Here is a 21,757-nt window from a genome sequence, read left to right on the forward strand (position 1 = left end):
TTATCGATGTTTGATAGACCGCCATCGCGGGCAAGCCTGTAGTGGTTCATTTTTTTTGAACCGCTCTGTAGGAGCATTAAGCTGCCTGTTGCTCATACAGCGCAGGCGGCAAGTTGTTCGAGGCAGAGTGGCAACGGCGATGGTTGTAATGGGAGATGAAGCCCATCACATCCTTCTCTGCTTCGAAATGATTGTGGTAGCCATCTTCCGGCATCCAATCGTGCTTCAACGTCCTGAAATAGCGCTCGACCACCGCGTTATCCCAGCAGTTACCCCGACGACTCATGCTCTGGACGATCCTGCTTTCTGCCAAGCATTCAACAAATCGCTCGGCGGTGTACTGGCAACCCTGGTCTGAGTGAAATAGCAATTGAGGCATCGGGCGGCGTAACGCTACCGCCAGTCTCAGCGCTTTGACAGACAACTCGGCATCAGCGGTTCGTGAGCAAGCCCATCCCACGATCCGGCGCGAAAACAGATCCATCACCACGGCCAGATACAGCCAGCCACTCCCCACCCGGATATAGGTGATATCGCCTGCCCACAGCGTGTCTGGCCGAGACGGGTTGAAGCGCCGATCAAGTATGTTCGGTGCAACCACCGCAGGCTTGGTAGCGCGCCGATAATGGGCGTAACGCGGTCTACGCCGGTGCAAGCCAAAGGATTTGATCAGCGTGCGCATTCGATAGCGTCCGATGAAAATGCCTTCTTTTCTTAACTCTTTGGATAGCCCGCGAGTACCTAGCGCTTCGCGATGTTCTTTATGTAACGCGCGCAGTTTGCGCTCCAGGCATCGCTGCTCAGATCGCCTGGGCTTGGGTTTGCGCTTGGCGTAATAACTGCTGCGGGCCACGCCCAGCACCGAGCACATACGCCGAATCGACATCTTCCCTTTGATGCCATCAATCATTTGGCTCGACCGAACAGAGCCTTCAGATGAGAGGGCAATTGCTTTTTTAGCACTTGGTTCTCGGCTTCCAGCAGCGCCAACTTCGCCTGCAATGACTCGATCAGCTCCTGATCCTGCAATCGGGTTGGCTGCAACATTCCCGTCTGCTCCCGACGCCAGCGCAGAACCCAGCGGCGCAGAGCCGTAGGGCCCACCCCGGTGGCCTCACAGGCTTTAGGTATGGAGTAATTCATCTCCACTACCAAGCGGATGGCTTCCGCTTTTTCCTCAGATGTAACAACCCGATATCCCATGATGCGTCCTTAAATCGATGCTCCTACATCATGGTCCAAAAATGTTCGACCACTACAGCCATGCTCCTACAGGGTTTAACGTGAACCCGTAGGAGCATGGCTTGCCCGCGATGGGGCCTTATCAGACGCTAAATACGGAAACTGCCCACCAACTGTTTAAGCCGCGCCGCCTGCTGCTCAAGATCCGAGCACGCCCGCAACGTCGACTGCAGATTCTCCACCCCTTCCTGATTCAGTGTGTTGATCTCGGTAATGTCCACATTGATCGACTCAACCACCGCCGTCTGTTCCTCGGTCGCCGTGGCCACCGACTGGTTCATCCCGTCAATCTCGCCGATACGCAACGTCACGCTGTTCAAACGCTCGCCGGCCAGGTTGGCGATTTCGACGCTGTCCTGACTGTGGCGCTGACTGTCGCTCATGGTGCTGACGGATTCGCGGGCGCCGACTTGCAGCTCCTCGATCATGGTCTGTACCTGTTGCGCCGATTCCTGAGTGCGGTGCGCCAGGTTGCGCACTTCATCGGCCACCACGGCAAAACCACGTCCGGCTTCACCGGCGCGCGCCGCTTCGATGGCCGCGTTCAGCGCCAGCAGGTTGGTTTGTTGGGAAATGCTGGTGATCACTTCGAGAATCTGCCCGATGTTCACGGTTTTGCTGTTCAGCGATTCGATGTTGGTGCTTGAGGCGCTGAGCATGCTCGACAGCTGATTCATCGCGACAATGCTGCGATCCACCACTTGCTGGCCATCTTCAGCCAGGCTGCGGGCATCGCTGGCCTGACTCGATGCTTGCGCAGCATTGCGGGCGATTTCCTGAGCGGCGGCACCGAGCTGGTTGATCGCTGCGGCCACGCTGCTGGTGCGCGAAGCCTGTTGGTCGGAGTTGAACATCGACGAGTTCGAGGCGGCCACTACACGCAGCGCCACTTCGTTGACTTGCCCGGTGGCCGACGACACTTCGCGGATCGAACCGTGAATGCGTTCCACGAAGCGATTGAACGCGGTACCGAGGACACCGAATTCGTCGTTGTTCACGATGGTCAGGCGTTTGGTCAGGTCGCCTTCGCCGTCGGCGATGTCTGCCATGGCGCGGGTCATCACGTGCAGCGGCTGGATCAGGATGCGGATCAGCATGCCCAGCAGCGCGATGATGATGGCCACGGCAATGACCGTCGCAACGAGCGCCGAGGCGCGGAATTCGCTGAGCTTGGAGAAGGCTTTGTCCTTGTCCACCGACAGACCGATGTACCAGTTGACTGAGGACAGCCCTTTGATCGGGGTAAAGGTCACGATGCGAGTCTTGCCGTCGACGTCTACTTCACTGAAGTCGCTGCTGATGCGCGGGGTGTTTTTCGGGTACGCCTCGCTCAGGGACTTCATCACCAGCGCTTTGTCCGGGTGAACCAGGATTTTTCCGTCGGCGCCGACCAGAAAGGCATAGCCCATGCCGTCGAAGTCCAGTGCGTTGAGGCTGTCGGTGATCACTTGCAAGCTCAAGTCACCACCCACCACGCCGATGTTTTGACCGTCCTTGAGTACGCTGTTAACGATGGAAATCACCAACTGGCCAGAAGCCAGGTCGATGTAGGGCTCGGTCAGGGCAGAACCGCTGGTACTTTGCGCGCTCTTGTACCAAGGGCGGGCACGAGGGTCATAACCGTCGGGCATCTTGCTGTCCGGGCGAATGATGAAGGTGCCATCTTTGTTACCCAGGTAGGCGCCCATAAAGGTCGACGACACGGCTTTCTGTTCCAGCAGGTTGGAGACATTGGCTGTATCTGCGTTCAAGGCAACGGTTTGCGACAGGTTTTCGATCAGCAGGCTGCGACCGGCCAGCCAGGTTTGAATGTTTTTCGCGGTGACGCTGCCCATTTCCTGCAAGTAGTTGTCCAGGTCGCGGCGTATCGCATTGCGCTGCAAATAGTCGTTGTACAGCGTGAACGAGGCGAAGGCGGCAATGACGATGAGGGCGGCGGCCAGCAGGATTTTATGGCTGAATCGCAGATTTTTGTTCATGGCTCGGGGTGTCCGCTAAGGTCTTATTGTTCGGGGCGCGTTGCTGCTAATGCGCGCAAAATGAGTGCGCAATGGAGCGAGTCGGTAATTCCTGCTCTCCATAGGGGAATGTCGGACCTTGCTTTCAATTGGGTCTCTCGCTTATTTCTATCGGCCGTGAAGGATCAAAGATTAACCATGGGTGACAAAATGCCTGACTCATTACAACTCGTTATCGGTGCCGACCTCGCCGGGCAGCCCATTGCCCAGGCCATGCGTCTGGCGAACCGTCATGGTTTGGTCGCGGGCGCTACCGGGACGGGCAAAACGGTCACCTTGCAACGGATGGCCGAAGCCTTCAGCGATGCCGGCGTGGCGGTGTTCGCCGCCGATATCAAGGGAGACCTGTGTGGTCTGGGCGCCGCCGGCAACCCTCAAGGCAAAATCGCCGAGCGGATCGCCGGGATGCCCTGGCTGAACCACACGCCTCAAGCGTATCCGGTGACCCTGTGGGACATTCACGGTCAGTCCGGTCATCCGTTGCGCACAACCTTGAGTGAAATGGGGCCGTTGTTGATTGGCAGCCTGCTGGAGCTGACTGACAGTCAACAGTCGGCGCTGTACGCCGCGTTCAAGGTGGCGGACCGTGAAGGGCTGTTATTGCTGGACCTCAAGGACCTGAAGGCACTGCTCAATCACCTGCGTGACAACCCCGAATTGCTGGGTGACGACGCCGCGCTGATGACCACCGGTTCCAGTCAGGCACTGTTGCGGCGTCTGGCGACCCTGGAGCAGCAGGGCGCCGAAGCGCTGTTCGGTGAGCCGGCGCTGCAACTCGAAGACATTCTGCAGCCGACTGCCGAGGGTCGCGGGCGCATTCACCTGCTCGATGCCAGCCGTCTGGTGCATGAAGCGCCGAAGGTCTACGCGACGTTCCTGTTGTGGCTGCTGGCCGAACTGTTCGAGCAATTGCCTGAGCGCGGGGATTCGGACAAACCGCTGCTGGCGTTGTTTTTCGACGAAGCGCATCTATTGTTCGCCGGCACGCCAAAGGCTTTACAGGATCGTCTTGAGCAAGTGGTGCGGCTGATACGCTCGAAAGGCGTTGGCGTGTATTTCGTCACCCAATCGCCGGGCGACTTGCCGGATGACGTGCTGGCTCAGCTCGGTCTGCGCGTTCAGCATGGCCTGCGCGCGTTTACCGCCAAGGAACAGAAATCCTTGCGAGCGGTGGCCGAAGGCTTCCGGCCGAACCCGGCGTTCGATGCCTTGTCGGTGCTGACCGAGCTTGGGATCGGCGAGGCGTTGGTCGGCACGTTGCAGGACAAGGGCACGCCGGAGATGGTCCAGCGAGTATTGGTTGCGCCGCCGCAATCGCGGATCGGGCCGCTGAGCGAGGCTGAACGCACAGCGCTGATCTCGGGTTCGCCGTTCAAGGGGCGGTATGACAAACCCATCGATCGTGAGTCGGCTTATGAAGTGTTGATGGGGCGCAAAGGGTTGGCGCCAGAGCCTGACGCTGTTCCGGACAAAGCTGCACCTGAAGAGCCAAGCTTCACCGACAAGGCCGGGGAATTCCTCGGCACCGCGGCGGGGCAGGCACTGAAATCAGCGATGCGCCAGGCGGCCAATCAATTGGGCCGACAGTTGGTACGCGGTCTGATGGGCTCATTGCTCGGCGGCAGCAAACGCCGCTGAACCCTGTAGGAGCATGGCTTGCCCGCGATGAACGATAACGCGGTGTATCTGTTGCACTGCGGAGCTTCCATCGCGGGCAAGCCATGCTCCTACAGAAATCGGTGATTTCAGGTCTTGGGTTTGGCGTGCGCCGCCAGCCGTTCCAGCGCTGCCCGAAGATTCGGATCGCTGATCCCGTCGGCCGTGGCCTGAATGGTCGCGCCTGCATCGGTCGACAAGCTGATGGTATGGCCAGCCGCCCCTTGCTGAACCGTAGGGGGTTGAACCTTGAACAGAATCCGCGTCAGGCTGGCGAACTCGTCGAACATCTGTAATTGCCGTTGCAGACGCTTTTGCTGATAACGCAGGCGGGTGGCCCAATGACCGTCGGTCACTATCAGCAACAAACTGCCTTCGCGCCACGACGCCACATGGCAATGCTCGCGGGCGGCGGGCTGCAATTGGCTTTCCAGCAGACGTTGTAAATGACCCAGGCGTTGAGCGTGGCCGAAGATGGCTTTCAGCGGTTTGGCTTCGCGAAGCAGGACGGCGGGTGCTCTGGCCGTAAGAGGGCGAAATGCCATGATCAGACACCTGAAGTAACAGAGCCGCCATGGTAGCAGAAAGCACCGGATGCACCCGAGCCATTGCTTTGCGAGCGCTTTACCCATTAAATCAACAAGTAACTTGTGCCGTGAATGGCTTGAAGTTCAGCAAAAAGCCCTTATTTTAAGTGAGCCCCGTTACAACGCTGTGCCAGCATCGTGGAATAACGCCACTTTCCTCACCATCGTTTCCGGGTAGAATGCTCGTTCGCATGCGGCCATGAGGGCTGCTCGGGCGACTCACGGGGCCGCCCTCCATCCCTTTAGTGTGGAAGATCCTGCCGATATGTTTGCGCCTTTGTTAAAGAAACTTTTTGGAAGCAAGAACGAGCGTGAAGTCAAACGCATGCTCAAGACGGTGCAACTCGTCAATGCCTTCGAAGAGCAAATGGTGGCCCTTTCGGACGATCAATTGCGTGCCAAGACAGATGAGTTCAAGGCCCGCATCGCCAAAGGGGAAACCCTCGACAAGCTGCTGCCAGAAGCCTTTGCGGTCGCCCGCGAAGCCGGTAAGCGCGTCATGGGTATGCGCCACTTCGACGTCCAGCTGATCGGCGGCATGACCTTGCATGAAGGCCAGATCGCGGAAATGCGTACCGGTGAAGGCAAGACCCTGGTGGCAACACTGGGTGTTTACCTCAACGCGCTGTCCGGCAAGGGCGTGCACGTTGTGACGGTGAACGACTACCTGGCCCGTCGTGACGCCAACTGGATGCGTCCGCTCTACGAATTCCTCGGCATGTCGGTCGGTGTTGTCACGCCGTTCCAGCCGCCGGAAGAGAAACGTCTGGCTTACGCTGCCGACATTACCTACGGCACCAACAACGAATTCGGTTTCGACTACCTGCGCGACAACATGGCGTTCAGCATGGAAGAAAAATTCCAGCGCGAACTCAATTTTGCCGTGATCGACGAAGTCGACTCCATCCTCATCGACGAAGCCCGTACCCCGCTGATCATTTCCGGTCAGGCCGAGGACAGCTCCAAGCTGTACATCGAGATCAACAAACTGATCCCGCAGCTTGAGTTGCACATCGAAGAAGTTGAAGGCGAAGTCACCAAGGCCGGCCACTACACCGTCGACGAGAAGACCCGTCAGGTCGAGCTCAACGAAGCCGGTCACCAGTTCATCGAAGACATGCTGACCCGCGTTGGCCTGCTGGCTGAAGGCGAGAGCCTGTACTCGGCGCACAACCTCGGTCTGCTGACTCACGTTTATGCCGGTCTGCGCGCTCATAAACTGTTCAATCGCAACATCGAATACATCGTGCAGGATGGCCAGGTTGTCCTGGTCGACGAACACACCGGTCGTACCATGCCGGGTCGCCGTCTGTCCGAAGGCCTGCACCAGGCCATCGAAGCCAAGGAAAACCTGAACATTCAGGCCGAAAGCCAGACCCTGGCCTCGACCACGTTCCAGAACTACTTCCGTCTGTACAACAAGCTGTCCGGCATGACCGGTACCGCTGACACCGAAGCGTTCGAATTCCACCAGATCTACGGTCTGTCGGTGATGGTTATCCCGCCGAACAAACCGCTGGCGCGTAAAGACTACAACGACCTGGTGTTCCTGACCGCCGAAGAGAAATACGCGGCGATCATCAACGACATCAAGGAATGCATGACCCAGGGCCGTCCGGTGCTGGTGGGTACTGCAACCATTGAAACGTCGGAACACATGTCCGGCCTGCTCGTGAAAGAAGGCATCGAACACAAGGTTCTGAACGCCAAGTTCCACGAAAAAGAAGCCGAGATCATTGCCCAGGCCGGTCGCCCAGGCGCATTGACCATCGCCACCAACATGGCCGGTCGTGGTACCGACATCCTGTTGGGCGGCAACTGGGAAGTGGAAGTGGCCTCGCTGGAAGAGCCAACCCCTGAGCAAATTGCCCAGATCAAGGCCGACTGGCAGAAACGTCACCAGCAAGTGCTCGAGTCGGGCGGTTTGCAGGTGATTGCTTCCGAGCGTCACGAATCGCGCCGTATCGACAACCAGCTGCGTGGTCGTGCCGGTCGTCAGGGTGACGCCGGTTCCAGCCGTTTCTACCTGTCGCTGGAAGACAGCCTGATGCGCATCTTCGCCTCTGATCGGGTGAAGAACTTCATGAAGGCCCTGGGCATGCAGCCTGGTGAAGCGATCGAGCACCGCATGGTGACCAACGCCATCGAGAAGGCTCAGCGCAAGGTTGAAGGCCGCAACTTCGACATTCGTAAGCAACTGCTCGAGTTCGACGACGTCAACAACGAACAACGTAAAGTGATCTATCACATGCGTAACAGTTTGTTGGCCGCCGACAACATCGGTGAAACCATCGCCGACTTCCGTCAGGACGTGCTCAACGCAACTGTCAGCGCACACATTCCACCACAATCGCTGCCTGAGCAGTGGGACGTGGCCGGTCTGGAAGCGGCGTTGCAGAGCGACTTCGGTGTGGCGCTGCCGATCCAGAAATGGCTCGACGAAGACGATCACCTGTACGAAGAAACCCTGCGCGAGAAGCTCATGGCCGAGCTGCTGGCCGCGTACAACGAGAAAGAAGAGCAGGCGAGCGCCGAAGCGCTGCGCACCTTCGAGAAGCAAATCGTTCTGCGTGTGCTCGACGACCTGTGGAAAGACCACCTGTCGACCATGGATCACCTGCGTCACGGCATCCACTTGCGTGGTTATGCACAGAAGAACCCGAAGCAAGAGTACAAGCGCGAGTCCTTCACGCTGTTCTCCGAGCTGCTGGATTCGATCAAGCGCGACTCGATCCGTGTGCTGTCCCACGTTCAGGTTCGCCGCGAAGATCCGATCGAAGAAGAACAACGCCTGCGTCAGGAAGCCGAAGCGCTGGCTGCACGCATGCAGTTCCAGCACGACGAAGCACCGGGGCTTGAGCAACCGGAACTGCTGGGTGAAGAGGTCGATGTCGCCCTTGCCACCGCGCCGGTACGCAATGAACAGAAGCTGGGCCGTAACGAACTTTGCTACTGCGGTTCGGGCAAGAAGTTCAAGCATTGCCACGGGCAGATCCAGTAAAACCCGTTTCATACGCTGAAATACCCGCGCCGCGACCGGCTTATGCCGTCGCGGCGTTTTGCCATTTAAACCACCGTTCTTCCTGAAAGCGGTGCTGACATCATTTATTAAGGAGCGCATTCATGGCTGTTGGTCTTGGTCCTTTGCCAACGTTGCACCCGGTTGCCGGTTTTGAACTCGGTATCGCCTCGGCTGGCATCAAGCGCCCGGGGCGCAAGGATGTTGTGGTCATGCGCTGTGCCGAAGGCTCCACGGTCGCTGGCGTGTTCACTCTGAACGCCTTTTGTGCGGCTCCCGTGATCCTGGCCAAGCAGCGTGTGCAAGGTCCGGTGCGTTACCTGTTGACCAATACCGGCAATGCCAACGCCGGCACTGGCGAACCCGGCCTTGCCGCTGCCGAGCGCACCTGCGCCAAACTGGCTGAGCTGACCGGCGTCGACGCCAGCCTGGTGCTGCCGTACTCCACCGGTGTGATCGGCGAGCCGCTGCCGGTCGAGAAAATCGAAGGGGCCCTGCAAGCCGCCCTCGACGACCTGTCGGTCAACAACTGGGAAGCTGCCGCCACCGGCATCATGACCACCGACACCCTGCCAAAAGGTGCCAGCCGCCAGTTCCAGCATGACGGCGTGACCATCACCGTCACCGGTATCAGCAAAGGCGCGGGCATGATCCGCCCGAACATGGCAACCATGCTCGGCTACATCGCCACCGACGCCAAAGTCTCCCGCGACGTGCTGCAAAACCTGCTGCTGGACGGTGCCAACAAGTCGTTCAATCGCATCACCATCGACGGCGACACTTCGACCAACGACTGCTGCATGCTGATCGCCACCGGTCAGGCAGCACTGCCGGAAATCACTGAAGCCAGCGGTGATTTGTTCGCCAAGCTGAAACAGGCCGTGTTCGAAGTGTGCATGGACGTGGCCCAGGCCATCGTTCGTGACGGCGAAGGCGCGACCAAGTTTGTGACCGTTGAAGTCAACGGCGGCGGCAATCACCAGGAATGCCTGGACGTCGGTTACACCGTGGCTCACTCGCCGCTGATCAAGACCGCACTGTTCGCCTCCGACCCGAACTGGGGCCGCATTCTGGCCGCCGTCGGCCGTGCCGGCGTACCGAACCTGGACGTGAGCAAAATCGACGTGTTCCTCGGTGAAGTGTGTATCGCCAGCCGTGGCGCTCGTGCATCGACCTACACCGAAGCCCAGGGCGCGGCCGTGATGCAGCAGGAAGAAATCACGATCCGTATCGAGCTGGGTCGCGGTGATTGCAGCGAAACCATCTGGACCACCGACCTGTCCCACGAATACGTGAAAATCAACGCCGAGTACCGCACGTAAGACCGAGTCGCCCCCATCGCGGGCAAGCCCGCTCCCACAGGATTTACGCTGACCCTGTAGGAGCATGGCTTGCCCGCGATGACGGACTGCCAGACGCTAGAGATTCTGGCCTGTACCCCTCTCCAAAAGGTCCCGAACATGAGCCTTCACCTGATCATCGGCGACAAACTGCATTCCTCCTGGTCCCTGCGTGCCGCGTTGGCCCTCGACCTGGCCGGCGCCCCTTACACCGAAGAACTGATCAAGCTGAACCAGCCGGATACGCGTGAGCGTCTGCTCAAGCACTCGCCGACCGCAAAAGTCCCGTTGCTGAAAACCGAACACGGCACCATCGCCGATTCCCTGGCGATTGCCGAGTATCTGGCAGAGCAGTTTCCCGACGCCGGCCTCTGGCCAGAAGACACCGCCGCCCGCGCCCAGGCGCGTTCGGCCTGCGCGCAGATGCACAGCGGTTTCTTCGCCATGCGCGGCAACATGCCGTTCGACTTGAGCCACGACGCTGCGCTGTCGCCGACACCGGCTGACGTCCAGGCCGACATCGAGCGTATGTTGGCGTTGTGGGCCGAGTGCCGCGCCGTCGCCATCGAAACCGGTCCGTACCTGTTTGGCGGCGCGACCCTGGCGGATGCCTTCTTCGCACCGATCGCCGTGCGCCTGCGCACCTATCAGGTGAGGCTGCCTGCAGCGGACGCGGCCTACGTCGAAACCATCTACCAATGGCCAGCCTTCAAGGCTTGGCAGAAGGCAGGCCTGGAGGAAGTAGAACGGTGAAACGAGTCCACGTAGCTGCCGCTGTTATCCGTGATGCCAGTGGCAAGATCCTCATTGCCCGCCGTGCCGACACCCAGCACCAGGGTGGCCTGTGGGAATTCCCCGGCGGCAAGGTCGAGGCCGACGAATCCGTCGAAACCGCCCTGGCTCGCGAGCTCCTTGAAGAGTTGGGCATCGTGGTCAACGCGGCTCGCCCGCTGATCAAGGTCCGGCACGATTACCCGGACAAGCAAGTGTTGCTGGACGTTTGGGAAGTGGCGGCCTTTACCGGCGAACCGCACGGCGCCGAAGGCCAGCCGTTGGAATGGGTCGCGCCCCGCGATCTGCTGAACTACGAGTTCCCGGCGGCCAACCAGCCGATTGTCGCGGCTGCACGGTTACCCGCGCAGTATTTGATTACCCCGGAAGACCTGGAAACGCCGGCCTTGCTGCGCGGTATTCAAAAAGCCATTGCCGGCGGCATCAAGCTGATCCAGTTGCGAGCACCCAACGGCTACGATCCGAAGTACCGTGATCTGGCGGTGGACGCGGCGGGGCTGTGTGCGGGCAAGGCGCAGTTGATGATCAAGGGGCCGTTCGAGTGGCTGGGAGATTTCCCGTCTGCCGGTTGGCACATCACCTCCGCGCAGCTGCGCAAACACGCGGCGGCGGGCCGCCCGTTACCGGCGTCGCGCTGGCTGGCGGCGTCCTGCCATAACGCTGAAGAGCTGGCGTTGGCCGAGCAGATGGGGGTGGATTTTGTGACCCTGTCACCGGTGCAACCGACCCTGACTCATCCGGGGGCTCAGCCGCTGGGTTGGGAACAGGCTCGCGCGTTGATCGAAGGTTTCAGCAAACCGGTGTTCTTGTTGGGTGGTGTTGGCCCGGCGGATCTTCAGAAAGCCTGGGAAGCAGGGGCTCAAGGTGTGGCAGGGATTCGGGCGTTCTGGCCTGATTCTTTGGTGTAGCGGGTGGCCTCTTCGCGAGCAGGCTCACTCCCACATTGGATTTGTGTACACCTCGATCCACTGTGGGAGTGAGCCTGCTCGCGATGGCGACCTGTCAGGCGCCGATTAAACCTCAGGCTTCGGCGCCGGCTGCCACAAAATCTCGGCAATCCCCTGCCGCTTGGCAATCAACCGCGCCACCACAAACAACAAGTCCGACAACCGATTGATATACGCCAACCCAACCCCGGCCAACGGTTCGACTGCATTCAAATGCTGACACCGCCGCTCGGCACTGCGCGCCAGGCATCTGCACACATGAGCCTGGGCAATCAACGCCGAGCCACCTGGCAGAATGAAATTTTCCAGCGGCCCCAGTTCTTCATTCCACACATCGATCGCCGCTTCCAGCCGTTCGACTTCTGCCGTGTTCAGTGCCTGATACACCGGCATCGCCAACTCGCCGCCCAGATCAAACAACCGATGCTGGCAAGGCGCCAAAACCTGGATGACTTCGTTCAAGCCCGGATACTCGCCACTTTCCGCCGCCAGCCCGGTCAATAGCACACCCACCTGACTGTTCAGCGTATCGACTTCGCCAATCGCTTCGATCCGTGGATGGTCCTTGGGCACGCGGCGGCCGTCGCCCAGCCCGGTTTCGCCTTTGTCGCCGGTGCGGGTGTAAATCTTCGACAAGCGAAAGCCCATGGTTACCTCGATAGCTGATTGAGTTCTTGAGAGACGAGCGGGGTGCCCGCCAAGGGCAGGCGCAAGGTGAAACACGTGCCTTGGCCCAGGGTCGATTGCACTTCCATCTGACCCTTGTGGTTATTGGTAATGATGAAATACGAGACCGACAGGCCAAGGCCGGTGCCCTGACCGATTTCCTTGGTGGTGAAGAACGGCTCGAAGGTGCGTTTGCGCACACTCTCGCTCATGCCGACGCCGTTGTCCTCCACCTGGATTTCCGCCCACGGCGGGTTCAGCTTGGTGCGCAGAATGATCCGTCCCGGCTCGCGGTCGTCTTCACGTTGGTGAATCGCCTGAGCGGCGTTTTTCAGCAGATTGAGCAGCACTTGTTCCAACTCGTTGGCGGTCCCGGGCACCGGGCCCAACGCTGGGTCGAACTGGCGAATAATCGCCTGGCCCTTGAAGTCGAAACCGATCGCCAGGTCGAAGTCGTTGCTGGCGATTTCCACTGCTTGATCGATCAGCGCCGGCAGGTCGCACGGGGCCATTTGCCGGGTACTGCGGCGACTGAAACTGAGCATGTGCGTGACAATCTTGGCCGCCCGGGCGCCAGCCTGTTGAATGCCGTCGAGCAACTGCGGCACTTCGCGCGCTTGCAGGTATTTGTTGACCGTTTCCAGCGCGATCCCGGATTGCTCGGCTTGTTCGAGATTCTTCGGCAGATCAGGCGAAAGGCGTCGGCGAATGTTTTGCACGTTGTGCAGGATCGCGCCTAACGGGTTGTTGATCTCGTGAGCCATGCCTGCGGCGAGGCCACCGACCGAGAGCATTTTTTCCGACTGCACCATCATTTCTTCCAGCGACAGGCGCTGAGTGATGTCGTCGATCCGGATCACCACACCGCGCCCGGCACCACCCATCAGCGGGTAAAAGGTCAGGGCGTAGTGCTTGGGTTCTTCGTCCTTGAACCACGTCACCCGTTCAATCTTGGCCACGGTGTGCTGCTCGACGGTTTGCTTGAGTTGCGGCAGAAACGGCTTGAGTGGTTCGAAAGCGAGAAAAATCGGCTGATTCAGTGCTTCGTCGAGGCGCGTGCCGGAGAGGGCGCTGGCCTCCTGATTCCACTGCGTCACGTAGAGCTGTTCATCAAGGGCGATCAGCGCCGAGGGCATGGAATCGATGATGCTGTTGAGGTAGTTCTGGAAACCGGTGAGCTTCTTCTCGATCTTGCTGCGGACCTGAACTTCGAGTTCAAGTTTGCGATTGGTATGGCGGGTTTCTTCGGCCAGGCCCTGAGCCTGGTCATACGCCGCCTGGGAGTCGTCCCGGGCCCGCTTGAGTTGCTGCTCCCGGGCTTCGATCCGCGAGAGCATGGTGTTGAACGCCTCGGCGAGGCTGCCGATTTCGTCATGGTTACCGCGAGAGGCGCGCAATGCGTAGTTCTCTTCCCGGGTCACTTGCCGGGACAGCTCTTCGAGCTGATGAATTGGCCGGGTGATCAGGCGTTTGATTTGTCGGGCAATCACCAGCCACAACAGCACACTGAAAATCAGAATCCCGAGACTGGCGGTCAGGGTCCCGGTGTAGAACGCCATCGGCAGCTCGCTGCTGGCGACCAGTAACAGGTGGCCAGGCGCGGTGCCGGGGCGGGGCAGGGTGATGATTTGATTGCTGCGAAACTCGGTGACTTGCCAGGATTCAATGTGCCGGTAATGCGTTGGCAGGCTCAGCTGCTCGCCATGCTGCAACTGCGCCAGACGCTCGCCCTTGCCGTCATAAAGGGCCGCCGCGCGCAGCGGTGAATAGCTGTTGAGTTCATTGAGCAGGCGTTCGGCGCTTTGCGGTGACTGCAAGGCTTCGGACACCAGGCTGGGGTTGGACACCAGGCGGCCGATGGTCTGCAAGGCCTGAGGTGCCATGCTTTCCTGGGAGATGTAGTACGCGGCGCTGATAAAGGTCAGGTTGGCGACCAGCAGGACGGTGGTCAACAGCACCAGCAGGGCGGCCAGCAATTTCTGGCCGACCGGAAGGTTTTCAAGGCGCTGGCGCAATGGCATCAGGTTCATCGCTGAAAAGGAACAAGTGGCCAGCGTAGCCGCTGCTCAGTCGCTGGGCAATCCAAGGCTGTGCAGATGGGTGATCAACCTTTGTTCAAGTTGATTAAGGTGCGGCAGGTTCAACTGATGCCTCGCGGCGACTTTGCAGGCATGACCCAATAGATAGCTGATCTCGGTTCGGCGCTGGTTCGCGACGTCCTGGTACATCGAAGAGTAGTTGGCGGCGGTCGCGTGAATCACCCGTTCGACTTCCTGTTGAAGGTCCTCGGCTGCTGCTGGCTGACCGCACCGTTCAAGCAATTCGGTCAATTCGACGCAGAGGGTGGCGACTTCACAGCGGTGTTCCTGTAAACCACCATTACGGCAATCGTGCAGCACGGTCAGCGGATTGATCGCACAGTTGAGCGCCAGTTTTCGCCACAGCCGGGTCAGAATATCGGTGCTCCACTCGTGGGGAATACCGGCGGCGCTCACGTCATCCAGCCAGATCGGCGCCACGGGATGCCCGGCATCTCCCAGCCAGGTGTAACCGTGGCCAGCGAATACCACGCGCCAGTCGCCATCGCGAAAGGCACCTTCGGTGCTCGACGCAAAAATGCAGCGCGCCTGCGGCACCTGTGTGGCGACGGCGTCCTGGCTGCCAAGGCCGTTCTGCAACAGGATCAGCTCGGCGTCGGGGGCCAGGCGCGGTGCCAATTGGGCCACCGCTTTCTCGGCATCGTAGGCTTTACAGGCCACCAGCAAGCGGTTGATCGGTTCATTGTTGTCGGGTGTCTCGGCGGGCACCGGATAGCATTTCGCTTCACCGTGTTCGACCAGCGTCAGCCCACCCGCCGCCTCATACGCCTCCAGGCGTGCAGCGTCCCGCACGATCAGCTTGACCGGCACGCCGGCCCGCGCCAGTCGAGTGGCCCATAAGGTGCCAAGGCTGCCGGCGCCCAGAACATGCCAGGTGGTGGACATCAGCTTTTTGCTCTGTTTATCGCGCGCATGGGAGGCTCGCAGTGAATGATGGGAAAGACCCGTTATAATCAGCGCGGATTTTAACCGCAAGCCAGGCGTGCTCCATCGTGATCGAGCATGCCCTTTTATTGGAGAGATTACATGCCGTCGTTCGACGTGGTATCCGAACTGGACAAACACGAAGTCACCAACGCGGTCGAGAACGCCGTCAAGGAACTCGATCGTCGTTATGACCTGAAAGGCAAAGGCACCTTCGAGTTCAAGGAAAAGGACCTGACCGTCAACCTGACCGCTGAAGCCGATTTCCAGCTCGAAGCGATGATTGAGATCCTCAAGCTGGCCCTGGTCAAGCGCAAAATCGACGTGCAGTGCCTTGAAGTCAAGGACGCCTATGCGTCGGGCAAGCTGATGAAGCAGGAAGCGGTCCTCAAGGAAGGCATCGACAAAGAGCTGGCGAAGAAAATCGTCGCTCATGTCAAAGACGCCAAGCTCAAGGTTCAGGCTGCCATTCAGGGTGAGCAAGTGCGCATTACCGGCAAGAAGCGTGATGACTTGCAGGAAGCCATCGCGGCCCTGCGCGCCAAGACGTTCGATATGCCGCTGCAGTTCAACAACTTCCGCGACTGACTTTCAAGCGGGAACCTCTCGATGTTTTCGACGTCCGAGGCCCAAGCAACGGCAGAAACGATTGAATCCCCCACGGGTTCGGTCTTTCTGCCGCTCATTTTTTGCGTGCCGGGTAGCCGGAAATCAGGAGAAAAAAGATGGATTTGAATGCTGAAGTGGACAACCTGGTCAAGGCATCCCAAGCCTGGATTCCGATGATCATGGAATACGGCAGCCGCGTGCTGTTGGCGGTGATCACCCTGGCAATCGGCTGGTGGCTGATCAACAAGGTGGCGCAAAAGCTCGGTGGCCTGTTGGCGCTGCGTAACGCCGACCTGGCGCTGCAAGGTTTCATCAGCAGCCTGGCGAACATTATTCTCAAGGTTCTGCTGATCGTCAGCGTCGCCTCGATGATCGGCGTGGAAACCACTTCGTTCGTCGCAGCCATCGGTGCGGCCGGCCTGGCGATCGGTCTGGCCTTGCAGGGCAGCCTGGCGAACTTCGCCGGTGGTGTGCTGATTCTGTTGTTCCGCCCGTTCCGCATTGGTGACTGGATCGAAGCCCAAGGTGTTGCCGGCACGGTCGACAGCATTCAGATCTTCCACACCGTCCTGCGCACCGGCGATAACAAAACCATCATCGTGCCGAACGGCAACCTGTCGAACGGCATCATCACCAATACCAACCGTCAACCGACGCGCAAAGTTGTGTTTGATGTGGGTGTTGATTACGAAGCGGACCTGCAGAAGGCCCGTCATGTATTGTTGGAACTGGCCAAAGATGAGCGTGTTTTAATTGAGCCGGCACCACAGGCAGTGATTTCGACACTGGGTGATAGTTCGATCACTGTTTCCCTTCGAGTGTGGGTCAAGACGGCGGATTACTGGGACGTGATGTTCATGTTCAACGAACAGTCCCGTGATCGTTTGAAAACGGCCGGTATCGATATTCCGTTTCCACAGCGGGTGATTCGAGTGGTTCAGGAATCTGCGGTGCAGTAAGCAACAAAAAAGGCCCATCCGAAGATGGGCCTTTTTTTGATTACCGCGAACTAACTTTCTGCAATTACAGAATGTTGAGCGGGTAGTCGGTGATCAGGCGGAACTCAGAGATATCGCCTTCGCCTTCGTCTGCGTTGGCGGTGTGCCATGCTTGACGGATGCGGAACGACAGATCTTTAGCTGGGCCGGACTGAATGACGTATTTAACTTCCACGTTGGTTTCGTGGTGTTTGCCGTCTGCACCGTACAGGCCAGCGTAAGGGCTGCCTGCTGGAGTGTTGGTGCCGTCGATGTCCCAACCTTTCACGTAACGGGTCATGAAGCTCAGACCAGGTACGCCGTATTCGGCCATTTTCAGGTCGTAACGGGCTTGTACCGATTTCTCGCCAGGGGCGTTGAAGTCAGAGTACTGGATGGAGTTGGCGAGGAAAATCGAGTCGCCACCGCGGTTGTTTTTACCCACACCGATGTAGTCGAACGGGGTGTCGCCGTTCACTTTCTGGAAGCCCAGGGTGAAGGTGTGCGCTTTCAGGAACGAGAAAGCAGCGGCCAGGGAGTAGGCGGTGTTACTGATTTCGCCTGCTTTAGCGTTACCAGTGTCCTTGGTGTTGTAGATGTTACCGTCGAAGTTGATCGAGTTGTCGCCACCCAATGCGAGGGTGTAGTTCGCGTTGGCGTAGTACTGGTTCCAGACGTCTTCGAGCTTGGCACCGTAGAGCGAAACGCTCAGGTCTGGGGTAATGCCATACTTGCCGCCGAAGTAGTCGATGGAGTTGGCTTTCACGCCAGCGTAGGTAGCCCACAGGTCACCGTCACGGGCATTGCTGTCCTGGCTGGTCGCCGAAGTGAAGTGACCGCCTTCGAGGTCAAGGTCTTTGACTTCGCTGCTCTGCAGTTGGATACCGGTGGCAGTTTGGTGAAGGATGCGGGAGCCGCCAACAGCGAACACTGGGGCAGTGCTTGGCTGCATGTCGCCGATTTTCAGCTCGGTCTTGGAGATGCGGAACTTGGCGGCAGCGCCGGCTTTGCCCTGGCTGTTGTTGACTTCGCCATCAGAGTCCACGGACATGTTGCCGGTACCGGCATATTTGTCGGAACCGTCCAGCTTAATGGCCAGTTGGCCCCAAGCTTCAACGCCGACACCGATCAGACCTTGGGTGTAGCCAGAGCTGAACATACCCTGGATGCCCTGGGTCCAGTCTTTGTCGTCGGTTGCGCCGTCTTTCTTGTTACGGTTGTAGTAGTAGTTGCGAACTAGCAAGTCGAGCTTGCTGTCTTCAACAAAACCTTTGGCTTCTGCCTGGTCGCTTACGAAAGGTGCGGCTACTGCCAACTGAGTACTGGCTGCTGCTGCAACTGCCAGTGCGATCATGCTCCACTTCATCACGCGCATCGTGATTTGCTCCTTTGGTTTTAGAAGAGTACTGCCGTCCCACCTGATTTATTATCTGGGCGGCTCTTTCTTTTTGTGTCGGCGCAAACTTATATCACGCCGACCATGTTGGCGATACTTGCGCATCTAACCTTTCAGCTTCTTTACGACCCTGTCGCAAACGGCTTGGTAGATGTCGCAAATTTACAGCCCCGACGCAAGCGGACTGACAACTTTTAACGTTGTTTTCCAGGGCCTGAGCATCGGTAAAAAGAGTCCCTGGTGAAACGCTTGAATCTCCATCGGGCAACCCTGCCACTGTTTTTATTTGCCTTAAGGCTTCCACTTCCAGCGGACGCTTTAGAGGCGATATGTGTGTGAATGCAACAAGCGTGCACAAATCAGAATCCTGCTGGTTTTTTTTCTGAATGCCTGCCCGCTGCTGTAAAAACCTCATAAAACCGGGGTGTTCAAGCACGTTTTGTTCGGGCTTGACGCCATGGTTTGCATCGTGTTGTACCCTTGTGGCCGACTGCGTGACAACCCAAAACGTTACCGGTTCACCCCACCAGTGAGTAAATGGCGGATGCCTGACCGACTCAGCGTAGACGCACTGTGCGGTTTTGGTGCAAAAAATTTTAATCGCTGTACGGAATTCATACAGTGCGGCCGTCTGCCAAATTCGAACGCGTCGTTGTTTATCAGTCAGTTCGGCGTTTTTTGTGTGGCTGCTGGTTCTGTAATGGTGCGGCCTGAACGAAAATGACTCATGTCGGGGCGCGTGACCGGTCGTTTGTAGTTTCTCGGTTTGGTTCGACCATGGATCATCGTGAAGCCAGCGGCGTTCGCAGGTATGCTGCCGTCCTGTCGCTTGGTGCGCCGTCTCTCGGGATGGACGCTAAGCTGAAATTGATGACCAGGCGGGAGTGCGCGCAGTGTTCGCTTTAGATCCACGACTTCAACAAGACACGTTACCGATTGGGGATTTCCCACTGTGCCGGTTGCTGCTGTCCAACGATTCGAACTACCCCTGGTTCATTCTGGTGCCACGTCGCGACGATATCAGTGAGATATTTCAGTTGGATGTCGCAGATCAGCAGCAGCTGTGGCGGGAAACAACCGCACTGGCGGAAATGCTCAAGGATTCGTTCGACGCGGACAAATTGAATGTCGCGGCCCTGGGTAACGTCGTCAGTCAGTTGCACATGCATGTGATTGTGCGCAAGCGTGAGGACGCCGCCTGGCCAGCACCCGTCTGGGGGAAACACCCAGCCAAGCCCTATGGCTCAGAGCAGATCGCGCTGATTCGCGAACGGTTGCGCCTGGTATTGACCGATGATTTTACGTTTCTGGAGGGTTGAGTCATGAGCCTGGAAGCACGCGTTACCGATCTGGAGAGCCAGCTGGCGTTTCAGGATGACACCATCCAGGCATTGAGTGATGTGCTGGCGACGCAGCAGCGCGCGGTTGAGCGCCTGCAACTGCAAATGGCCGCATTGCTCAAGCGGCAAGAGGAAATGGCCGGTCAGTTCGAGACGTTTGAAGAAGAAGCGCCACCGCCGCATTACTGAGTGCGACCAACTGACGGGCAATAAAAAACCGCGAACAGCCAGGCTGTTCGCGGTTTTTTTTAGCCTTGAATCAGCGACGCGGCAATGCGGCGATCACATCTTCGGCTTGCAGGCCTTTGTCACGGTTCATGACAGAGAACTCCACACGCTGGCCTTCGACCAGGACACGGTGACCCTCGCCACGAATGGCCCGGAAATGCACGAAAATATCATCGCCGGAATCACGGGAAATAAAGCCGAAGCCTTTGGATGTGTTGAACCACTTTACGGTACCGGTATCGCGGTTGCTCATGTCATAGCTTGGCGAGGCGGCGGCGGGTGAAGATTTGTAGAAGCTGATAGCCAGGTGCAGAAGAACGGCAATCAGGGCAGCGACCAGGCTGAACAGAACAGCAGGTTGACCGGCAATGACAGGCATTGGCGCGATCAGCGTCAGGGTTTGCAGGACGACGGTCAGAACCAGCAGGGCGCTGACCAGGTTTTGCAGTTGATGACGCGGGCCTTTGTTCCAGTAAGGGATGACAGGAGCGAGGGTAAGGTTGAGCAGGCCGAAGAAGGCCAGGTACAGCGCATCAGGTTGTTGCAGGTAAGGTACGGCTTCGGATCGCAGGCTAGGGATGAAGGACAACAGCAAGGCTGCTGCGCCCATTAGCAGGTGGACAATTTTCAACATTTTGAGTAACTCACGTTAAGACGGATCACAAGGAAGAGCTGATTGAGCGCGGTTCGCTTCAGAACAATAAGAGGCGTTGGACACGTACCCGGTATCAGCCTATGCGCAGCCCCCGGAAAATAGGCGGTAGCGACACACTGCCTATTTAACAGCAAAGCCTGCAGCTACTCAAATCAGGCAGTCCAGCGGTGCCTTGAGGGTCGATTTGTCGCAGATAACGTTCGTTGGCGTTATTCGCGTTCGACCTCTTGTCTCTTTAAACCCCTTTCACGCTAGTCAAATGGCGTCTGACTATGTAGGAAAATGGCCGGCCTAGGACGGTCTCCATGATCGCCCTTCAATTGTTGGCTTCTCCTACGTTGATGGTCATAAAGTCATCTGGATATACCTTTGCGCCTGCGCTTTTATAAGGCAACGGATATAGCTCTTAAAGAAGGCAAGGATGGCAAAGGAGTGTCAACGATATGGATGACGAAGACAGGAGAAGCGAGGGGAGGGTCGGTCCGGTCAAGGAGATAAGGATCGATCCATTTGTCAGCGAATTTGATATGGGGCTGGCCCAGCCTTTATCCCGGTCAGTGCGGTTGAATGGCTTTGCAACCTGTTTGCGGCTTGAACAGGTGTACTGGGATATTTTGGGCGACATGGCCAAGGTCAACTGCTGTACGGTCAGTGCGCTGTTGTCCCATGTGGACCGCGAGGTGCATTTGCGTCACGGTGGGGTCAAGAACTTCACCGGGCTGGTGCGGGTTGTGTGCGTCGTGCACAGCCTGAAGGAAGGCGGCTGCGTCGCCATGCCTTAGCCACGGGGGTGGAATGGGTCGAGTGTCGGTCTGTGCAGTCTTACGGCTGCACAGGCTGCATTTAATGGATATAATCCCGCTCTTTGCCGCAAAACCCAGCGTGTGCGGTAGCAATCTGATCGCCGAGACAACCCCCATGCCGATGTACGACTATCAATGTGCTTCCTGTGGTCATCAGTTGGAAGCCATTCAAAAGATCAGCGCAGCACCGCTGGTCGACTGCCCTGCCTGCCAGGCGCCAGAGCTTAAGAAGATGCTGTCCATGCCGGGCTTCCGCCTTAGCGGTACCGGCTGGTACGAAACCGATTTCAAGACCGGTTCCAAGAAGAATCTGGCCGGCGGCGACAAAGCTGACTAGGGTCTTGAACCTGAGTTGAACGACACGTGCGAGCTCTTGCATCATCTGGCGCCTTTCATTGGGACAGGATATGAGCAAGGTCTCCAACCGAATTTCGAATTACGAGAAGTGAAACTACGACC

21 protein-coding genes are annotated in these 21,757 nt (G+C 58.2%); 11 read left to right on the forward strand and 10 right to left on the reverse strand.

Translation table 11 applies throughout. The features are described from left to right. Positions 1-76 precede the first annotated feature (76 nt). The 3 genes from PMI27_RS00770 to PMI27_RS00760 all read right to left on the reverse strand — a co-directional run bounded on the left by PMI27_RS00770 (position 77) and on the right by PMI27_RS00760 (position 3,221). Entirely contained in the window at positions 77-910 is an 834-nt protein-coding gene (locus PMI27_RS00770; protein WP_008147424.1) for an IS3 family transposase, read from the reverse strand. Next, positions 907-1,203: a transposase gene (locus PMI27_RS00765; RefSeq protein WP_008147422.1), complete on the reverse strand. Its 297-nt coding sequence runs from the start codon at positions 1,201-1,203 to the stop codon at positions 907-909. The genes PMI27_RS00770 and PMI27_RS00765 overlap by 4 nt, the downstream gene beginning before the upstream one ends. Before the next feature lie 128 nt (positions 1,204-1,331). After that, positions 1,332-3,221 carry a methyl-accepting chemotaxis protein gene (locus tag PMI27_RS00760; protein ID WP_008147420.1) on the reverse strand — a complete coding sequence of 630 codons (1,890 nt, stop codon included), beginning with the start codon at positions 3,219-3,221 and terminating at the stop codon, positions 1,332-1,334. Between the two features lie 189 nt (positions 3,222-3,410). Between PMI27_RS00760 and PMI27_RS00755 the strand changes: the two genes are divergently transcribed. Further along, entirely contained in the window at positions 3,411-4,898 is a 1,488-nt protein-coding gene (locus tag PMI27_RS00755) for a helicase HerA-like domain-containing protein (RefSeq protein WP_033053716.1), read from the forward strand. Between the two features lie 107 nt (positions 4,899-5,005). On the opposite strand, the gene PMI27_RS00750 is transcribed toward PMI27_RS00755, so the two are convergent. Continuing rightward, positions 5,006-5,461 (reverse strand): DUF721 domain-containing protein, encoded by a 456-nt coding sequence (locus tag PMI27_RS00750; protein ID WP_008147416.1) that lies wholly within the window; start codon positions 5,459-5,461, stop codon positions 5,006-5,008. A gap of 307 nt (positions 5,462-5,768) precedes the next feature. On the opposite strand from PMI27_RS00750, the gene secA reads away from it, so the two are divergent. The 4 genes from secA (at position 5,769) to PMI27_RS00730 (ending at position 11,562) form a co-directional block, all read left to right on the forward strand. Beyond that, positions 5,769-8,504: a preprotein translocase subunit SecA gene (gene secA, locus PMI27_RS00745; RefSeq protein ID WP_033053706.1), complete on the forward strand. Its 2,736-nt coding sequence runs from the start codon at positions 5,769-5,771 to the stop codon at positions 8,502-8,504. A 122-nt stretch (positions 8,505-8,626) separates the two neighbouring features. Next, complete coding sequence (gene argJ / locus PMI27_RS00740; protein ID WP_008147411.1) at positions 8,627-9,844, forward strand: bifunctional glutamate N-acetyltransferase/amino-acid acetyltransferase ArgJ; 1,218 nt, start codon at positions 8,627-8,629, stop codon at positions 9,842-9,844. Between the two features lie 138 nt (positions 9,845-9,982). Further along, a complete protein-coding gene (locus PMI27_RS00735; RefSeq protein ID WP_033053707.1) occupies positions 9,983-10,615 on the forward strand; it encodes a glutathione S-transferase in 633 nt (210 codons plus the stop codon). Then, complete coding sequence (locus PMI27_RS00730) at positions 10,612-11,562, forward strand: Nudix family hydrolase (RefSeq protein WP_008147407.1); 951 nt, start codon at positions 10,612-10,614, stop codon at positions 11,560-11,562. The genes PMI27_RS00735 and PMI27_RS00730 overlap by 4 nt, the downstream gene beginning before the upstream one ends. A gap of 105 nt (positions 11,563-11,667) precedes the next feature. Here the strand turns inward: PMI27_RS00730 and PMI27_RS00725 are convergent, their stop codons facing one another. Genes PMI27_RS00725 through PMI27_RS00715 form a run of 3 tightly spaced genes read right to left on the reverse strand, consistent with a single transcriptional unit; the run spans position 11,668 to position 15,251 of the window. Further along, the gene (locus tag PMI27_RS00725; protein WP_008147405.1) at positions 11,668-12,249 is read right to left on the reverse strand and encodes a cob(I)yrinic acid a,c-diamide adenosyltransferase; all 582 of its coding nucleotides are present in this window, start codon (positions 12,247-12,249) and stop codon (positions 11,668-11,670) included. A gap of 2 nt (positions 12,250-12,251) precedes the next feature. Then, a complete protein-coding gene (locus PMI27_RS00720) occupies positions 12,252-14,288 on the reverse strand; it encodes a sensor histidine kinase (protein WP_033053718.1) in 2,037 nt (678 codons plus the stop codon). A gap of 45 nt (positions 14,289-14,333) precedes the next feature. Next, on the reverse strand, positions 14,334-15,251 hold the full coding sequence (locus PMI27_RS00715; RefSeq protein ID WP_033053708.1) for a putative 2-dehydropantoate 2-reductase: 918 nt from the start codon (positions 15,249-15,251) through the stop codon (positions 14,334-14,336). A gap of 141 nt (positions 15,252-15,392) precedes the next feature. Here PMI27_RS00715 and PMI27_RS00710 point away from each other — a divergent pair, with 141 nt between their 5' ends. Together PMI27_RS00710 and PMI27_RS00705 are read left to right on the forward strand one after the other, a co-directional pair. Further along, entirely contained in the window at positions 15,393-15,878 is a 486-nt protein-coding gene (locus tag PMI27_RS00710; RefSeq protein WP_007906601.1) for a YajQ family cyclic di-GMP-binding protein, read from the forward strand. Positions 15,879-16,015: 137 nt separating this feature from the next. Further along, complete coding sequence (locus PMI27_RS00705; protein ID WP_008147399.1) at positions 16,016-16,858, forward strand: mechanosensitive ion channel family protein; 843 nt, start codon at positions 16,016-16,018, stop codon at positions 16,856-16,858. Between the two features lie 64 nt (positions 16,859-16,922). Here the strand turns inward: PMI27_RS00705 and PMI27_RS00700 are convergent, their stop codons facing one another. Both PMI27_RS00700 and PMI27_RS31820 read right to left on the reverse strand, forming a co-directional pair. Further along, positions 16,923-18,251, reverse strand: coding sequence for an OprD family porin (locus PMI27_RS00700; protein WP_008147396.1), 1,329 nt, complete (start codon positions 18,249-18,251; stop codon positions 16,923-16,925). Between the two features lie 94 nt (positions 18,252-18,345). Next, on the reverse strand, positions 18,346-18,708 hold the full coding sequence (locus PMI27_RS31820; protein WP_160171641.1) for a hypothetical protein: 363 nt from the start codon (positions 18,706-18,708) through the stop codon (positions 18,346-18,348). A 457-nt stretch (positions 18,709-19,165) separates the two neighbouring features. On the opposite strand from PMI27_RS31820, the gene PMI27_RS00695 reads away from it, so the two are divergent. After that, on the forward strand, positions 19,166-19,591 hold the full coding sequence (locus PMI27_RS00695) for an HIT domain-containing protein (RefSeq protein WP_008147394.1): 426 nt from the start codon (positions 19,166-19,168) through the stop codon (positions 19,589-19,591). Positions 19,592-19,594: 3 nt separating this feature from the next. Next, entirely contained in the window at positions 19,595-19,801 is a 207-nt protein-coding gene (locus tag PMI27_RS00690) for a SlyX family protein (RefSeq protein ID WP_008147392.1), read from the forward strand. A gap of 70 nt (positions 19,802-19,871) precedes the next feature. On the opposite strand, the gene PMI27_RS32300 is transcribed toward PMI27_RS00690, so the two are convergent. Beyond that, entirely contained in the window at positions 19,872-20,474 is a 603-nt protein-coding gene (locus tag PMI27_RS32300; protein WP_008147390.1) for a cold-shock protein, read from the reverse strand. 464 nt (positions 20,475-20,938) lie between these two features. Between PMI27_RS32300 and PMI27_RS00680 the strand changes: the two genes are divergently transcribed. Next, positions 20,939-21,277, forward strand: coding sequence for a ribbon-helix-helix domain-containing protein (locus PMI27_RS00680; protein WP_008147387.1), 339 nt, complete (start codon positions 20,939-20,941; stop codon positions 21,275-21,277). A gap of 136 nt (positions 21,278-21,413) precedes the next feature. Next, positions 21,414-21,635 carry an FmdB family zinc ribbon protein gene (locus PMI27_RS0229975; protein WP_010457489.1) on the forward strand — a complete coding sequence of 74 codons (222 nt, stop codon included), beginning with the start codon at positions 21,414-21,416 and terminating at the stop codon, positions 21,633-21,635. Positions 21,636-21,757: the final 122 nt, after the last annotated feature.

This window comes from Pseudomonas sp. GM41(2012), from assembly GCF_000282315.2.
Classification (GTDB): domain Bacteria; phylum Pseudomonadota; class Gammaproteobacteria; order Pseudomonadales; family Pseudomonadaceae; genus Aquipseudomonas.

Bases quoted from the DNA above. Each gene is read 5' to 3' on its own strand.
- PMI27_RS00770 (WP_008147424.1), bottom strand. From the start codon at position 910: ATGATTGATGGCATCAAAGGGAAGATGTCGATTCGGCGTATGTGCTCG.
- PMI27_RS00765 (WP_008147422.1), bottom strand. From the start codon at position 1,203: ATGGGATATCGGGTTGTTACATCTGAGGAAAAAGCGGAAGCCATCCGC.
- PMI27_RS00760 (WP_008147420.1), bottom strand. From the start codon at position 3,221: ATGAACAAAAATCTGCGATTCAGCCATAAAATCCTGCTGGCCGCCGCC.
- PMI27_RS00755 (WP_033053716.1), top strand. From the start codon at position 3,411: ATGCCTGACTCATTACAACTCGTTATCGGTGCCGACCTCGCCGGGCAG.
- PMI27_RS00750 (WP_008147416.1), bottom strand. From the start codon at position 5,461: ATGGCATTTCGCCCTCTTACGGCCAGAGCACCCGCCGTCCTGCTTCGC.
- secA (WP_033053706.1), top strand. From the start codon at position 5,769: ATGTTTGCGCCTTTGTTAAAGAAACTTTTTGGAAGCAAGAACGAGCGT.
- argJ (WP_008147411.1), top strand. From the start codon at position 8,627: ATGGCTGTTGGTCTTGGTCCTTTGCCAACGTTGCACCCGGTTGCCGGT.
- PMI27_RS00735 (WP_033053707.1), top strand. From the start codon at position 9,983: ATGAGCCTTCACCTGATCATCGGCGACAAACTGCATTCCTCCTGGTCC.
- PMI27_RS00725 (WP_008147405.1), bottom strand. From the start codon at position 12,249: ATGGGCTTTCGCTTGTCGAAGATTTACACCCGCACCGGCGACAAAGGC.
- PMI27_RS00720 (WP_033053718.1), bottom strand. From the start codon at position 14,288: ATGCCATTGCGCCAGCGCCTTGAAAACCTTCCGGTCGGCCAGAAATTG.
- PMI27_RS00715 (WP_033053708.1), bottom strand. From the start codon at position 15,251: ATGTCCACCACCTGGCATGTTCTGGGCGCCGGCAGCCTTGGCACCTTA.
- PMI27_RS00710 (WP_007906601.1), top strand. From the start codon at position 15,393: ATGCCGTCGTTCGACGTGGTATCCGAACTGGACAAACACGAAGTCACC.
- PMI27_RS00705 (WP_008147399.1), top strand. From the start codon at position 16,016: ATGGATTTGAATGCTGAAGTGGACAACCTGGTCAAGGCATCCCAAGCC.
- PMI27_RS00700 (WP_008147396.1), bottom strand. From the start codon at position 18,251: ATGCGCGTGATGAAGTGGAGCATGATCGCACTGGCAGTTGCAGCAGCA.
- PMI27_RS00690 (WP_008147392.1), top strand. From the start codon at position 19,595: ATGAGCCTGGAAGCACGCGTTACCGATCTGGAGAGCCAGCTGGCGTTT.
- PMI27_RS32300 (WP_008147390.1), bottom strand. From the start codon at position 20,474: ATGTTGAAAATTGTCCACCTGCTAATGGGCGCAGCAGCCTTGCTGTTG.
- PMI27_RS00680 (WP_008147387.1), top strand. From the start codon at position 20,939: ATGGATGACGAAGACAGGAGAAGCGAGGGGAGGGTCGGTCCGGTCAAG.
- PMI27_RS0229975 (WP_010457489.1), top strand. From the start codon at position 21,414: ATGCCGATGTACGACTATCAATGTGCTTCCTGTGGTCATCAGTTGGAA.